The sequence below is a fragment of the Comamonas avium genome, assembly GCF_014836675.1.
In the GTDB taxonomy this organism is placed as follows: domain Bacteria; phylum Pseudomonadota; class Gammaproteobacteria; order Burkholderiales; family Burkholderiaceae_C; genus Comamonas; species Comamonas avium.
In genome coordinates, this window is record NZ_JACSQK010000002.1 from 82683 (window position 1) to 97110 (window position 14428).

Annotated in this window: 14 protein-coding genes; 4 read left to right on the forward strand and 10 right to left on the reverse strand. The window is 59.7% G+C overall.

Annotated features, from left to right (window positions below; all coding sequences use genetic code 11):
* Positions 1–157 precede the first annotated feature (157 nt).
* Positions 158–571 (forward strand): DUF3717 domain-containing protein, encoded by a 414-nt coding sequence (locus H9646_RS03035; RefSeq protein WP_191721869.1) that lies wholly within the window; start codon positions 158–160, stop codon positions 569–571.
* Between the two features lie 89 nt (positions 572–660).
* Here the strand turns inward: H9646_RS03035 and H9646_RS03040 are convergent, their stop codons facing one another.
* From H9646_RS03040 to def, 5 genes are all read right to left on the reverse strand, one after another.
* Positions 661–1002: an AzlD domain-containing protein gene (locus tag H9646_RS03040; protein WP_191721870.1), complete on the reverse strand. Its 342-nt coding sequence runs from the start codon at positions 1000–1002 to the stop codon at positions 661–663.
* Positions 999–1829, reverse strand: a complete 831-nt coding sequence (locus H9646_RS03045) for an AzlC family ABC transporter permease (RefSeq protein WP_287918744.1) — start codon at positions 1827–1829, stop codon at positions 999–1001. The genes H9646_RS03040 and H9646_RS03045 overlap by 4 nt, the downstream gene beginning before the upstream one ends.
* A 3-nt stretch (positions 1830–1832) precedes the next feature.
* A complete protein-coding gene (gene fmt / locus H9646_RS03050; RefSeq protein WP_191721871.1) occupies positions 1833–2807 on the reverse strand; it encodes a methionyl-tRNA formyltransferase in 975 nt (324 codons plus the stop codon).
* Between the two features lie 96 nt (positions 2808–2903).
* Positions 2904–3413: a hypothetical protein gene (locus H9646_RS03055; RefSeq protein ID WP_191721872.1), complete on the reverse strand. Its 510-nt coding sequence runs from the start codon at positions 3411–3413 to the stop codon at positions 2904–2906.
* Complete coding sequence (gene def / locus H9646_RS03060) at positions 3413–3922, reverse strand: peptide deformylase (protein WP_191721873.1); 510 nt, start codon at positions 3920–3922, stop codon at positions 3413–3415. Before def ends, H9646_RS03055 begins: the two co-directional genes overlap by 1 nt.
* A 163-nt stretch (positions 3923–4085) precedes the next feature.
* Here def and H9646_RS03065 point away from each other — a divergent pair, with 163 nt between their 5' ends.
* Entirely contained in the window at positions 4086–5270 is a 1185-nt protein-coding gene (locus tag H9646_RS03065; RefSeq protein WP_191721874.1) for a LysM peptidoglycan-binding domain-containing protein, read from the forward strand.
* Between the two features lie 8 nt (positions 5271–5278).
* A complete protein-coding gene (gene dprA / locus H9646_RS03070) occupies positions 5279–6439 on the forward strand; it encodes a DNA-processing protein DprA (protein WP_191721875.1) in 1161 nt (386 codons plus the stop codon).
* A gap of 62 nt (positions 6440–6501) precedes the next feature.
* Here the strand turns inward: dprA and secF are convergent, their stop codons facing one another.
* The 5 genes from secF to H9646_RS03095 all read right to left on the reverse strand — a co-directional run bounded on the left by secF (position 6502) and on the right by H9646_RS03095 (position 13720).
* The gene (gene secF, locus H9646_RS03075; protein WP_191721876.1) at positions 6502–7452 is read right to left on the reverse strand and encodes a protein translocase subunit SecF; all 951 of its coding nucleotides are present in this window, start codon (positions 7450–7452) and stop codon (positions 6502–6504) included.
* A gap of 11 nt (positions 7453–7463) precedes the next feature.
* Positions 7464–9344, reverse strand: a complete 1881-nt coding sequence (gene secD, locus H9646_RS03080) for a protein translocase subunit SecD (RefSeq protein ID WP_191721877.1) — start codon at positions 9342–9344, stop codon at positions 7464–7466.
* 89 nt (positions 9345–9433) lie between these two features.
* Positions 9434–9769 (reverse strand): preprotein translocase subunit YajC, encoded by a 336-nt coding sequence (gene yajC, locus H9646_RS03085; RefSeq protein ID WP_191721878.1) that lies wholly within the window; start codon positions 9767–9769, stop codon positions 9434–9436.
* A gap of 247 nt (positions 9770–10016) precedes the next feature.
* On the reverse strand, positions 10017–13565 hold the full coding sequence (locus H9646_RS03090) for an indolepyruvate ferredoxin oxidoreductase family protein (RefSeq protein WP_191721879.1): 3549 nt from the start codon (positions 13563–13565) through the stop codon (positions 10017–10019).
* Entirely contained in the window at positions 13562–13720 is a 159-nt protein-coding gene (locus H9646_RS03095) for a hypothetical protein (protein WP_191721880.1), read from the reverse strand. Before H9646_RS03095 ends, H9646_RS03090 begins: the two co-directional genes overlap by 4 nt.
* 221 nt (positions 13721–13941) lie before the next feature.
* Between H9646_RS03095 and H9646_RS03100 the strand changes: the two genes are divergently transcribed.
* Positions 13942–14415 (forward strand): Lrp/AsnC family transcriptional regulator, encoded by a 474-nt coding sequence (locus tag H9646_RS03100; protein ID WP_191721881.1) that lies wholly within the window; start codon positions 13942–13944, stop codon positions 14413–14415.
* The last annotated feature ends 13 nt before the right edge of the window (positions 14416–14428 follow it).

The window sequence follows — 14428 nt, forward strand, 5'->3', positions numbered from 1 at the left end:
TACCGCATGCTGCGGCCCAGCGGGGAGCTACTCCCCTTTGAAGGCCGCAATTTAAACACAAGTCAAAGTACTGTGCAGATAAATGTGCATGTGGATTTTGCGGATGTTCGCACCGCGCATCTTGTGTCTGGCACGGCTCTCGTACGCTTGGAACTTCATGGAAAGCATTCACATTACCGATCTGGAAGCCGCTATCAACTTCTGGCGCGCACGCTGCGCACAGGGGCCGGGCCTGGCGCTGGCAGCAGAAACCGCGCATCTGGCCGAGGTGTACGCCGGGTTGATTTGCAGTAAAGCCACGCACATTGCCCTGCAAGACATGCCCGAGGCCGCTTTGTACGCATGGCTGGCCTGGTATGACACGCAGCCTGACACGCCGTGCATTGCCATTTGCTCCACCAGTCAGGGCGACAACCATTGCAAAGGTTGCGGGCGCACTTTTGAAGAGGTGCAACTGTGGCCCGGCATGAGCCCCTATGCCAAGCGTGCCGTCTGGCAGCGCATTACGACCGAAGGCACCGCGTGGCGCTTTACACGCTACGCCGAGCGGGCACTGGAGAATAAATCATAAAAAAATAGCACCTATCGCTTATGCATAAACGTTTTCAGATAGTTTTACATCTAAAAACTATAGCCCATAAGCGATAGCAGCTCTTATTTTTACCAGCCCCAGATGATGTGCAGCGGCAAATACACCGCCATGCCCACCACAATGGTGCCCAGAATACCGCGCTTGCAGACAAAGTAGATGGACGCACACAGCGCTGCGGGCAGGCGCGCATCTGCCAGCGTGGTGATCAGTGCGCCTTGGCTCATCAGGATTTCTGGTGCAATCACGGCCGCCAGCGCCGCCAGGGGGGCGTATTTGAGTCCCCGCTTGAACCACTCAGGCATGGGCACTTCGCGTTCAGGAATCATGAAGAACGCCCGCGTGACCACAGTCACTACGGCCAGACCGAAAGTTGCCACCCAGGGCAGCACGCCGCTCCACTGTCCACTCATACCGACTCCTTGTCTGTGGTGCGCTCTGGCAGCGGCATCACCGGGTGTTTTTCGCCCTTGCTGGGGTCCGGGGGCCGGATCGCTGGCTGTGGCCGCAACCGGGCCGCGCGCCGCTCTGCGGTTTCCATCAGCAGGCCGGCCGTGACAGCCGCTGCAATAGCGACCAAGATGTTCATCTTCAATGGCAGCGCAAATGCGGCCACTGCAGCACCGCTGGCCACCACGCAGGCCAGCCAGGTGGCTTTGTCCTTGAGCATGGAATACAGCACGCCCAGCAGCGCCAACACCCCCGCAAAGCCCAGCCCCCACTCCAGCGGGATGACATCCGCCAGCAAGATGCCTGCAATGGAGGCCACTTGCCAGGATGCCCAGTTGCCCACGGCTGCCCCCCAGAAAAACGACAGCTGCTCAGGCTTTTTCTCGGGTGTGGGGTAGCGCTGCGCAAAGGCCACAAAAATGATGTCGCCGCTAAAGTAACCCAGCGTGATGCGGTGCGCCAGACGCAGGTGGCCAAAATAGTGGCGCCACATGCTGCTCAAAATCACAAACCGCAGGTTGACGCAGGTGGCCGTGAACCACACCACCCACAGCGGTGCACCCACCATCATCAGAGGCAGTACCGCCAGTTGCGCGCTGCCCGCGTACACGGTCAGCGACATGAAAATAGCCAGAGGCACCGACATGCCGGCCTTGACCATCGCTACGCCTGTGACCAGACCCCAGGCGGCAATTCCCAGCATGGTGGCCATGACGGCACGGGCACCGGCCTCGAAAGCGGGTTCGCGCGCAATTGACGCGGCGCGCTGCCAGATAGCTTGTGTACGCACGGCTTACTCCGCCGCCGTGTCTGGCAGTGTCAGCAATGTACCGGCAGGCAGCTCAAAGCCACGCAGAAAATCGGCCGCGGCCAGGCGTTTACCGCCAGCACGCTGCAACTGCATCAGCCGCAGTGCACCAGTTGCGCAGGCCACCAGCACGCCATCGGCATCCGCTGCCAGCACGGTGCCAGGCTGGGCATTGCCGCTGTAGGCCTCAGGGGTGGCTGCCCACAGCTTGATGACCTCAGCGCCGCACTGCGTAGCACCGCCAGGAAAGGGGTTGAACGCACGCAGGCGGCGGTCCAGCTCGATGGCGGACAAGTGCCAGTCCATCCAGCTTTCGGATTTTTCAATTTTGTGCGCGTACGTCACGCCCTCAACCGGCTGCGGCGTGCGCGGCAGGCCGCCGCAGGCGCTCATCTCCAGCGCCTCCACAATCATGCGCCCTCCCAGATCGGCCAGCTTGTCGTGCATGCTGGCCGTGGTGTCTGTGGCAGTAATGGGCAGGCGCTCTATCAGGCACATGTCACCGGTGTCCAGACCGATGTCCATTTGCATGATGGTCACGCCCGTTTGCGCGTCACCCGCTTCAATGGCTCGGTGAATAGGCGCAGCCCCGCGCCAGCGAGGCAAGAGCGAAGCATGGATGTTCAGGCAGCCTTTGGGAGGCAAATCCAGCACCCACTGCGGCAGGATCAGGCCATAGGCGGCCACCACCATCACGTCAGCGTTGGCATCCAGCAAGGCCTGGCGCGCCGCAGCAGCATCTTCGGGGTATTTGCCATCCAGTCGCAGGCTCAAGGGCTGCGCCACGGCAATGCCGTGTTCCAGCGCACATTGCTTGACGGGGGAGGCCTGCAGCTTCATGCCACGTCCCGCAGGGCGGTCTGGCTGCGTCAGCACCAGAGGGACATCAAAACCTGCCTTGAGTAGGCGCTCTAAGGCCACACGCGCAAACTCAGGCGTGCCGGCAAAAATAACTCTCATGCGTTCCATCCGGAGAAAACTACTGCCATTGGCTGGGCAGATGCAGCGTTTGACACAGGGCGCCAGGCCTGCAAGGCGCAAGGACTGACAGCGCCTTCATGGGCGCGAGTCGTCGTCGCTGCGTAATTCGTCGGTAAACATCACCCGTTGCACAACGCCTTGCGGGTCGATGAAAACATGGGCCATCCGGTCAATGCTATTTTCGCGAATCCGGTAGGTCCAGATATCGCCTTTGAAGTTGCCCACACCCTCAACCAGTGCAGGCTTGCCAAAGTAGTTGAAGACACTTTGGCGATTGTCCTGGCCCGGCTGCAGTTTCTGAAAATGCGCCTCTTGCAGCACTTGCTCTACGTGCACCAGACGTTGCTGGGCATCGAGCTGCATGTGATAGACCTGCTGACCCGCAGGCTGGCGGCTGTAGACCCAGCGCTCACCGCCACCGGCCAGAGGCACACGCACGTGGGGCTGGCCCATGTCCTCAAGCAACTGCGCAGCGGGTGTGCCGGGCTTTTGCCACTCGGGCACTGCACATGCCATCACAGTGGCCGTGCACACAAGCATCACGGCCCAGCGCCACAAAAACGAGAGCGCTGGAAGCTTGGGCATCAGCGTTCTGCCTGTTTTTGCAGTTTGACCATCTTGGTCTTGATGCGGTTGCGCTTCAAAGGTGACAGGTATTCCACAAATACCTTGCCCATCAGATGGTCCATCTCGTGCTGGATGCAGATAGCCAGCAAGCCCTCGGCTTCGATTTCGCGCGCCTGACCGTTTTCGTCCAGCGCCCGGACCTTGACCGAAGTAGACCGCTCCACGCCGTCGTAAATACCGGGCACGGACAGGCAACCTTCTTCGTTGACCTGCTTTTCTTCGCTGGCCCAGACAATTTCCGGGTTGATCAAGACGAGTTTTTGGTCATGCTCTTGCGACACATCAATCACGATCAGGCGCTCATGGAAGTCCACTTGCGTGGCTGCCAGACCGATGCCCTGGGCGTCGTACATGGTCTCGAACATGTCCTCAATCTGCTTGCGAATGCGGTCATCCACCTGCTCAACAGGTTTGGCTACCTTGTGCAGGCGAGGATCAGGAAAGCAAAGAATCGGAAGTAAGGCCATGGCAAATTCTGGAAATATGTCTCTATTTTCGCCACTTTCGCACAGTCGCGCAGCACAAGTTGTTGATACGCATTGCCCAATCAAGGCCTTGGAATGAGAATCTGCAGAGATTGTCTACACAAAATGGCGCCCGCGCCTGAATAACAGAGAGAGAGGGAAGAGCATGAAGGGTACTGTCACCACGTGTGTTTTGGCCATGGTCGCTGCGCTGTATAGCTCTGTGGGTGGTGCTCAGACCCACTCCTTAGCGGTGACTACAGAACAACGTGCCACCGCCCAGCAAGTCGCACAGCAAGGCGTACCACTGTCGGCGCTCAACCCCAGCGCACCCAGCAGCTACACCGTGCAACGTGGAGACACCCTTTGGCGCATTTCCGGCCTGTTCCTGCGCCAGCCCTGGCGCTGGCCCGAGCTGTGGGGCATGAATCTGCAATCGATCGCCAACCCCCATCTGATCTACCCCGGCCAGCAGCTGTATCTGGAGAAAGACGGTGACTATGCCCGCCTGACCACAGCGCGCAATGGTGGCTCATCCACCATCAAGCTCTCGCCGCGCGTGCGCAGCGAAAGTCTGTCTGACCTCGCACTGCCGACCCTGCAGATGCACATCATTGAGGCATTTCTGGCCGAGCCACTGGTCGTTGACAGTGACACGGTTGCCAATGCGCCGCGCATCATCGCCGGCGAGGATGACCGCTCCATGCTCTCTCCCGGTGACCGCGCCTATGTGCGTGGGCCGTCGACAGCACCGCTTTTGTATGCGCAGGGGGCCTCGCGCAGCTACCGTCTGTTTCGCCAGGCCACGCCGCTGCACGACCCCATCACCAAAGAAGTCCTGGGTTATGAAGCGCAGTATCTGGGCCAGGCTGAGCTGGAACGCGGTGAAACGCTGGGTATGGCGGCCCAAAAGGATGCGCTGCCCGTTTACGTGCCAGGCACGGTCAATATCAGCAAGATCAAGGAAGAAATACGCCCGGGCGACCGCCTGTTGCCTGAGCCTGCGCGCCAATACCTGAGTTATGTGCCCCATGCCCCGCAAACCGCAGTGGCGGCCCACGTTGTGTCTATTTACGGCAGTACGTCCGTACGCTACGGCACGCAATATCAGGTGGTAACCATCAACAAAGGCAGCCAAGATGGGATGGCTCCCGGCATGGTGCTGGCCTTGATGACCACGGGACAGACGCTGGTCGACAAAACCGATCCACAACGCGCCACCGTACAGCTGCCCAACGAAGAAAACGGGCTGGCCATGGTGTTTCGCAGTTTTGACCGCGTCTCCTACGCCCTCATCATGGACATTCAACGCGGCGTCCAAGTCGGAGATTTACTGACAACACCACGCTAATCCATGCCATGACAGCGGACATCACCCACTGGGAGCGCGCAGATCTGGAGGCATGGCTGCGCTTGTCCCTGACACCCAGCGTTGGCAACGCTGCCGCACGCCGCCTGCTTGCACGCTTTGGTTCAGCTGCAGCGATCTTCACAGAATCAGTGGCCGAGCTGCAAACCTGCGTGAGCCTGGCGCAGGCGGCCCAGCTGCGTCATCCCCCGGAGAATTTTTCTGCGGCATGCGAAACCACCTGGCAATGGCTGCATGCGAACAGCCCGGATTTGGGACATGCGCTGATCACACTTGGTGATCCGCGTTACCCAGACAGCTTGCTGCACACCGCAGACCCGCCTCTGATGCTCTATGTGATGGGTGCTCGCCACTGGCTAGAGCGCCATACGCCCATCGTGGACTGGCAGCACAGTCTGGCAATCGTTGGCTCTCGCAACCCCACCCCTCAGGGGGCTGACAACGCCTATCAATTTGCCCACCATCTGGCAGGCCAGGGCTGGTGCATTGTTTCAGGCATGGCGCTGGGTATTGATGCGGCAGCCCATGCAGGAGCCATGGCCGCCAGCAGCGCATCACTGCCCACAATTGCGGTGGTGGGCACCGGCGTAGACCGCATCTACCCCCGCCAGCACAAGCAGCTGGCGCATCAACTGGCTCACTGCGGGCTGATCATCAGTGAGTTCCCGCTGGGCACCCCACCAATCGCCAGCAATTTTCCTAAACGCAACCGCATTATTTCAGGGCTGTCTCGTGGCACCTTGGTGGTCGAAGCCGCTCTGGCATCCGGCTCACTGATCACGGCACGCACGGCCTCAGAGCAGGGGCGCGAAGTGTTCGCCATTCCTGGCTCCATCCACAGCCCACAAGCCCGTGGCTGCCATGCACTGATACAGCAGGGCGCCAAACTGGTCGAACGTGCACAGGACATTCTGGATGAATGGGGCGACCACACACCCCAAGCCATGGTCAGTACAGTCGCCGCGACACCCGCCTCTAATGAGCACCCACTGCTCACCGCCATGGGCTACGACCCTGTCCATCTGGACACCCTCGTCGCTCGCACAGGGTGGAGCGCAGCAGATTTGCAGGCCCAGTTGCTGGAGCTGGAATTGGAAGGCAGTGTCCATCGCCTGGCCGGAGGTCTGTTTCAGCGCACTGGCCAGGCCTGAAGCCATCAGGCGCAAAAAAAGGGCACCTGAGGTGCCCTTTTTTTGATTGTCAGCCTGTGAACTCAGACCACAGCCCCGGAATTGGGGTCGTTGGGGTCTTGCTCCTGCTTGGAGGGCTTGACCAGGTCTTCACGCTTGACGCCCAGCCACATCACGATGGCCGCGCCCACGAAGATGGACGAGTAGATGCCGAACACGATACCAATGGTCAGCGCCAGCGAGAAGTAATGCAGGCTGGGGCCACCAAAGAAGAACATGGCCAGCACCATGGCTTCGGTCGATGCGTGGGTAATCACCGTGCGGCTCATGGTGGAGGTGATGGCGTGGTTGATGACCGCCGTCGTATCCATCTTGCGCTGCCTGCGGAAGGTTTCACGAATACGGTCAAACACCACCACCGACTCATTCACGGAGTAACCCAGCACCGCCAGCACACCTGCCAGCACTGGCAGCGAGAACTCCCACTGGAAGAACGCGAAAAAGCCCAGAATGATCACCACGTCGTGGAAGTTGGCAAACGCTGCGGCTACGCCAAACTTCCATTCAAAGCGGAACGCCAGGTAGACGATGATGCCCACCATCACCACAACCAGCGCCAGCAGGCCATTGGTGACCAGCTCCTCACCGACAGAAGGGCCAACGAACTCGGTGCGACGCAATGTGACTTCAGGGTCAGCGGCCTTGAGCGCCTGCAATACGCTTTCGCTTTGCTGCGCAGAAGTCACGCCCTGCTGCACGGGCATGCGGATCATCACATCCCGTGCAGTGCCAAAGTTCTGCACCGTCACATCGCTGTAACCCTTGTCCTGGATGGTTTTGCGCACCTTCTCCAGATCAGCGGGCTGGCTATAGGCCACTTCCATGACCGTGCCACCCGTGAACTCCACAGACAGATGCAGGCCCTTGGTGACCAGGAAGAAAACGGCCAGCACAAAGGTGATGATGGAAATCGCGTTGAGCACCAACGCGTATTTCATGAACGGAATGTCTTTTCGGATGCGGAAGAGTTCCATGTCTTCCTCCTTTACTTCGCTTCTTCAACGGCAGTGCCGTCGGGGCGCCAGATCGTGCCAATGGACACGCTCTTGAGCTTCTTTTGACGGCCATACCACAGGTTCGCCAAGCCACGCGAGAAGAACACGGCAGAGAACATGCTGGTCGCAATACCAATACAGTGAACCACGGCAAAGCCGCGCACGGCGCCTGAGCCAAAGGCCAGCAGCGACAAGCCCACGATCAGGGTCGTCAGGTTCGAGTCCAGGATGGTGGCCCATGCGCGGTCATAGCCCGCGTGGATGGCCGCCTGCGGCGAAAGACCGGCTCGCAGCTCTTCCCGTATACGCTCATTGATCAGCACGTTGGAGTCAATCGCCACGCCAATCGCCAGCGCCATCGCCGCGATACCGGGCAAGGTCAGCGTCGCTTGCAGCATGGACAAAACCGCCATCAGCAACAGCACGTTCACACCCAGCGCCACCGTAGAGAACACGCCGAACAGGTGGTAGTACACGCACATGAAAATGGCGATAACGACGAAGCCCCACACCACGGAGTTGATACCACGCTCAATGTTGTCAGCACCCAGGCTGGGGCCAATGGTGTATTCCTCGATGATCTCCATGGGCGCAGCCAGAGAACCTGCGCGCAGCAGCAGCGAGGTATCGTTGGCTTCCGTGGTCGTCATGCGACCCGAAATCTGCACGCGACCTCCTCCGATTTCAGAGCGGATCGCTGGCGCAGTCACCACTTCGCCCTTGCCCTTTTCGAACAAGATGATGGCCATGCGCTTGTTGATGTTCTCGCGCGTGATGTCCTTGAAGATGCGCGCGCCCTTGGCATCCAGCACCAGGTTCACGGTTGGCTCCTGGGTCTGGCTGTCAAAACCAGGCTGGGCATCGGTCAGATTCTCGCCCGTCAAAATCACTTGTTTCTTGACGATGACCGGGTTGCCGCTGCGGTCCAGATAGCGCTCCGAGCCAAACGGCACATTGCCCGTGCCCATTTCAGCTGCGCGGCCCTCGGAGGATTCGTCCACCAAGCGCACTTCCAGCGTCGCGGTGCGACCCAAGATGTCCTTGGCCTTGGCGGTGTCCTGCACGCCCGGCAGCTGCACCACAATGCGGTCCAGACCCTGCTGCTGGATCACGGGCTCTGCCACACCCAGCTCGTTGATACGGTTGTGCAGCGTGGTGATGTTTTGCTTGAGTGCCTGCTCTTGCACCTTGCGCAGCGATTCAGGCTTGATGGTGGCACGCAGGCGACCATCGGCACCGGTGCCCACTTCTGCCACTTGCAGATCGGGGAACTGGTCGGCAATCAGATTGCGCGCAGCAGTCATGCTGGCTTCGTCACGCAGGCGCACTTCAATGGCCTGACCATCACGGCTGATACCGCCATGGCGAATGCTCTTGTCGCGCATCATGGTGCGCAGATCGCCCGCCAGCGATTCAGCACGCTTGGTCAACGCGGCTTGCATGTCCACTTGCAGCATGAAGTGCACACCACCGCGCAAGTCCAGGCCCAGGTACATGGGGTTGGCGCCCAAGGATGTCAGCCACTGGGGTGAGCGCGAAACCAGGTTCAGCGCCACGATGTAAGCAGGGTCAGCAGGGTCGGCCACCAGAGCACGTTCGATCACGTCCTTGGCTTTGAGCTGCTCGTCGGGCGTATTGAAACGCGCGCGCACAGAATTGCCTTCCAGAGTCAGAACGTCTGGCGACAACGAGGCCGCTTGCAGTGCGCTTTCGACACGGGTGAGTACACCCTCATCGACCTTGACGGAAGATTTGGCAGAAGACACCTGCACTGCAGGTGCCTCGCCGAAAAAGTTGGGCAGGGTGTAGATCACACCTACCAGTAGCGCGACCACAAGGATCGCGTACTTCCAGACCGGGTATCGGTTCATGATCGCGCTCTATCTCTCACGCTAGAAACAGGGCGCGGCATGCCTTCAGACAAGCCCACCGGCCCGCTCAACCAGAAGAAAGTCTGGTCTTACTTAACGGTGCCCTTGGGCAGCACTTGCACCACGGCGGAACGCTGGATTTGCACCTTCACGCCGGCAGCGATTTCGATGAACAGAAACTGCTCGTCCAGATCGACCACACGGCCCAGAATGCCGCCGGAGGTTGCCACGTCGTCACCCTTGGACAGGGCTTCCACCATGGCGCGGTGTTCCTTTTGACGCTTCATCTGGGGACGAATCATCACAAAGTACAAGACCACAAACATCAGCACCAGAGGCAGCATGCCGGTGAGCGAAGACATCATGCCGCCTTCAGCAGCAGCGGCTGCGGGAGCGGTTTGGGCAAAAGCAGAAGAAATAAACACGGACGAACTCCAAGATGGAATGGGTCAAAAAAAAGAACAGGCCACAGGGCCTGCCAAGCGCTACAGCATAGCTGAGCGCAAGTCAACGAAGCATTGTATGCGTGCGCCTTGTGATATGCCGCAGCTAAACCTGAGTACCTGCCAGTGTTTGCCACAGAATATCTTTTAAAAGAAATGAGCTGCTGGCGCTTACTGGATAAGCGTCAGCAGCTATCTTTTCAGAAATAACCGGCTGTCAAAGAGCCTGTTATTTTGCTGCAGCCGGGTCCCGCCACTGCTGCATCAGCGCCTGCCACTTGCTGCGTGCAGCCTGCAAATGCCGTTCTTTCACGTGGCCATAACCGCGGATGTCTTCGGGGATGCGGGCAATCTCTACGGCCAGCGGCAACTTGTCCACCGTCAGCTGTGACAGCAAGCCTTCGATGCACTCCCGGTACTCTGCAATCAAGGTGCGCTCGGTTTTGCGCTCAGGGTTGCGGCCGAACACATCCAAAGCCGTACCGCGCAAACCCTTCAAGCCTGCCAGCACCTTGAACAAGGTGCGGATACGCTGCGGATACGCTTTTTTGACCAGATGGCCTTGGTCATCTTTGGACGCTGTTGTGGGCGGTGCCAGGTGGTGCACCAGCTTGTAGTCGCCTTCAAACATGTCCGCAATCTTTTGTGTGAAAGCCGGGTCTGTGTGCAGACGCGCCACCTCGTACTCATCCTTGTACGCCATGAGCTTGAACAAGTAACGCGCCACAGCTTCGGTCAGCTTCGTGGAAGCACCGAGCTGACTTTCTGCGGCCTGCACCTTATCGACCAGCGCACGGTATTGCGCGGCATAGGCGGCGTTCTGGTAGCCGGTCAGAAACTCTTCACGCTGCGACACCAGCTCTGGCACCCCGGGTTTCTTCACGAACTGAATGACTTGCGCCGTGCGGTAAATGGCTTGCACATCTTCCAGCTTGTGCGCGCAGCGGCGGCCCCACTCAAACGCGGCCTGGTTGTTGGCTACCTGTACACCGTTGAGCTCCATGGCACGCAACAGGGCTTGCCGACTGAGGGGGATACGGCCCTTTTGCCAGGCATAGCCCAGCATCAGCGGGTTGGTGTAGATGCTGTCGCCCAGCAGCTTGACGGCCACTTCATCGGCATCCCAGACGCCCAGATGGGCCTGGCCACCCACAGCATGGGCAATCGCGGTTTCACATTGCGCGCCGGGTGCCTGCCAATCAGGGTTGTGTACAAAGGCCGCCGTCGGTGTGCCATGGGTGTTCAGGGCCACAAAGGTTCGCCCCGACTGCATGGATGCCAGGGTCACCGCATTCGCCGCCACGATGGCATCACAGCCAATCACCAAATCGGCCTTGCCCACATCCACCTTGGTGGTGTGAATGGCCTCTGGTGTGTTGGCTATCTGGATATGGCTCCAGGTTGAGCCACCCTTTTGTGCCAGGCCCGCAGCGTCTTGCGTGATGACACCCTTGCCTTCCAGGTGTGCCGCCATGCCAAGCAACGAGCCAATGGTGATCACCCCGGTACCGCCCACCCCGGCCACCACAATGCCCCACGCCTGGGTGGCATCGGGCAACACCGGCTCGGCAATCGCTGGCAGCAGGGAAAGGTCACCCTTTTTTTCCTTCTTGGGCTTTTTAAGCTGTCCGCCTTCCACAGTGACAAAGCTGGGGCAAAAACCCTTCACGCAAGAGAAATCTTTGTTGCAGCTGTTTTGGTTGATACGGCGCTTGCGGCCAAACGGCGTCTCTACCGGCTCGACCGACAGACAGTTGGACTGCACCGAACAATCACCACAGCCTTCACACACCAGCTCGTTGATGATGACGGTCTTGGCAGGCGTTGCCAGCGTGCCGCGCTTGCGGCGACGGCGTTTTTCCGTGGCGCACGTCTGGTCGTAAATGATGGCCGTGCAGCCTTCAAGCTCACGGAACTGACGCTGAATGCGGTCCAGCTCATCGCGGTGGTGCACTGTCACCCCGGGCGACAGGCTCACCCCTTGGTATTTGGCGGGCTCATCGGTGACGATCACCAGCTTGCGCACACCTTCCGCCAGCAAGCTTTGCATGATTTGCAGCACCGAGTGGCCTTCAGGCCGCTCGCCCACACGCTGCCCGCCCGTCATGGCCACGGCATCGTTGTAAAGCAGCTTGTAGGTAATGTTCACACCCGCCGCAATGCTCTGGCGTATCGCCAGCAACCCGCTGTGAAAGTAGGTGCCATCACCCAGGTTGGCAAACACGTGCGCCTCTTTGGTGAACGGTGCCTGGCCCACCCAGCTGACCCCTTCGCCGCCCATTTGCGTGAAAGTGCTGGTGGAGCGGTCCATCCACACCGTCATGTAGTGGCAGCCAATCCCTGCCACAGCGCGGCTGCCTTCGGGCACGCGGGTACTGGTGTTGTGCGGGCAGCCACTGCAAAACCACGGCGTACGGTCCCCCGCAGGGGCATTGGCTTGTGTCTGCTGCAGCTCACAGGCATCCAGCAGTGTCAGGTGCTGGTCCATGCGTGCCTGCACGTCTTGCGGCACACCCAGCTTCTTCAGCCGCTTGGCAATGGCGCGTGCAATCAGCGCGGGGGTCAGGTCAGCATTGGCGCGCAGCAGCCAGTCGCCACTGGCGTGACTGGGCTTGCTCCACTCGCCGCCTTCGCGGTCTTCAAACTTGCCCACCACGGTGGGGCGCACATCATCACGCCAGTTGTAAAGCTCTTCTTTGACCTGGTACTCAATGATCTGGCGCTTTTCCTCCACCACCAAAATTTCTTGCAGGCCGCGTGCAAAGTCGCGCGTGATCGTGGCCTCCAGCGGCCACACCACATTCACTTTGTGCACCCGAATGCCCACGCGCTGGCAGGTGGCGTCATCGAGCCCCAAGTCGATCAAGGCCTGACGCATGTCGTTGTAGGCCTTGCCGCTGGCCATGATGCCAAAGCGGTCCTGACTGCCCTGCACCACGTTGTAGTTCAGCTTGTTGGCGCGCACATAGGCCAGGGCGGCATACCACTTGTGGTGCATCAGCCGCTGCTCTTGCTCCAGCGGGGCATCAGGCCAGCGAATGTGCAGGCCACCGGGTGGCATGGCAAAGTCTTCGGGCAGCACGATGTTCACGCGGTCTGGGTCCACCCAGACGCTGCTGGAGGACTCGACCACCTCCTGAATCGTCTTCATCCCCGACCACAGCCCGCTGAAGCGGCTCATGGCAAAGGCATGCAGGCCCATGTCCAGAATTTCCTGCACGCTGCTGGGAAAGAAAACCGGGGTTCCACAGGCCTTGAAAATGTGATCGCTTTGGTGGGCCGCCGTGGAGCTTTTGCTGATGTGGTCATCTCCCGCCAGTGCAATGACGCCACCGTGCTGTGCGGTACCGGCCATGTTGGCGTGCTTGAACACGTCAGAGCAGCGGTCCACCCCCGGCCCTTTGCCATACCAGATGCCAAAGACGCCGTCGAACTTCTGCGACTGCGGGTACAAATCCAGCTGCTGCGTGCCCCACAGGGCAGTCGCAGCCAGCTCCTCATTCACACCCGGCTTAAAGACGATGTTTTGTGACTCCAGGTGTTTTTGGGCTGCCCAAAGCGCCTGGTCATAGCCACCCAGAGGCGAGCCACGGTAGCCACTGATGAAACCGGCTGTATTCAGCCCCTGCTGCGCATCGCGCAGGCGCTGCAGCATGGGCAGGCGCACCAGCGCCTGCACGCCGCTCATGAAGGCGCGGCCTCTTTCCAGGGTGTATTTGTCGTCCAGCGTGACGTTTTCCAGCGCCAGGCGCACGGCGTCGTTCAAGGGTGCGTTCATAGCGCCCCCCCTTGCTTGCAGCGCTGAACGCCACATCCACCGTGTCCAGCTTCGCTGTCCACCGTGTATTTGTGTTGCAAACCGCGCTGCAGTTTGTCGTCCAGCGTGACGTTTTCCAGCGCCAGGCGCACGGCGTCGTTCAAGGGTGCGTTCATAGCGCACGTCCTTGGCTGGCAGGTGTCAGCACGGGGCTTACTGCATTGATCCATGGGGCGTTCATCGTTGTCTCCTTCATATGGACCATGCGTTTGGCTGGTCTCTTGGTGTGTGGGCGATGACCCAAATCAAGTGTAGAAGTGAGCGCGGGATAAGGGATTGCTTTTTTTGCCCCAAAATACCAATCCTGCGCAAGATCCTTTCTCAAACAAGGGAAAACGTGAATACTCTGGACAAATTTGACCTCGCCATCCTGGCCCATTTGCAGGCCGATGGGCGATTGACCAATGCTGAACTGGCACAGCGTGTGGGCCTGTCTGCAGCGCCATGCTGGCGGCGTGTGCGTTCGCTGGAGACGCTGGGCTACATCCGCGGCTACCACGCTGAAATTGACCGCCACAAAATCGGGCTGGGTGTGCTGGCCTTTGTGCGCATTGATGCGGAAATCAGCTCTGGCGCGCGCACCCGGGAGATGGAAGAAGCCATTTGCGCCATCCCCGAAGTCATTTCGTGTCACTACATCAGCGGCAAGGGCATGTTTGAGCTGCAGGTGGTTGCCAAGGATCTGGAGAGTTTTTCCAACTTCACGCGTTCCGTACTGCTCAATTTGCCCAATGTGAAGGACATGCACACCAGCTTTTCACTGGGGGAGGTGAAATCCAGCATGCCGCCCGTGCCGGCCGCTGGCGTGTAGCCAAGCAGGTCAC

Excerpts from the sequence above, each read along its gene's own strand:
- def (WP_191721873.1), bottom strand. The coding sequence starts at position 3,922 with ATGGCCTTACTTCCGATTCTTTGCTTTCCTGATCCTCGCCTGCACAAG.
- H9646_RS03055 (WP_191721872.1), bottom strand. The coding sequence starts at position 3,413 with ATGCCCAAGCTTCCAGCGCTCTCGTTTTTGTGGCGCTGGGCCGTGATG.
- dprA (WP_191721875.1), top strand. The coding sequence starts at position 5,279 with ATGACAGCGGACATCACCCACTGGGAGCGCGCAGATCTGGAGGCATGG.
- H9646_RS03065 (WP_191721874.1), top strand. The coding sequence starts at position 4,086 with ATGAAGGGTACTGTCACCACGTGTGTTTTGGCCATGGTCGCTGCGCTG.
- H9646_RS03035 (WP_191721869.1), top strand. The coding sequence starts at position 158 with ATGGAAAGCATTCACATTACCGATCTGGAAGCCGCTATCAACTTCTGG.
- secF (WP_191721876.1), bottom strand. The coding sequence starts at position 7,452 with ATGGAACTCTTCCGCATCCGAAAAGACATTCCGTTCATGAAATACGCG.
- H9646_RS03090 (WP_191721879.1), bottom strand. The coding sequence starts at position 13,565 with ATGAACGCACCCTTGAACGACGCCGTGCGCCTGGCGCTGGAAAACGTC.
- fmt (WP_191721871.1), bottom strand. The coding sequence starts at position 2,807 with ATGAGAGTTATTTTTGCCGGCACGCCTGAGTTTGCGCGTGTGGCCTTA.
- secD (WP_191721877.1), bottom strand. The coding sequence starts at position 9,344 with ATGAACCGATACCCGGTCTGGAAGTACGCGATCCTTGTGGTCGCGCTA.
- H9646_RS03040 (WP_191721870.1), bottom strand. The coding sequence starts at position 1,002 with ATGAGTGGACAGTGGAGCGGCGTGCTGCCCTGGGTGGCAACTTTCGGT.
- H9646_RS03095 (WP_191721880.1), bottom strand. The coding sequence starts at position 13,720 with ATGAACGCACCCTTGAACGACGCCGTGCGCCTGGCGCTGGAAAACGTC.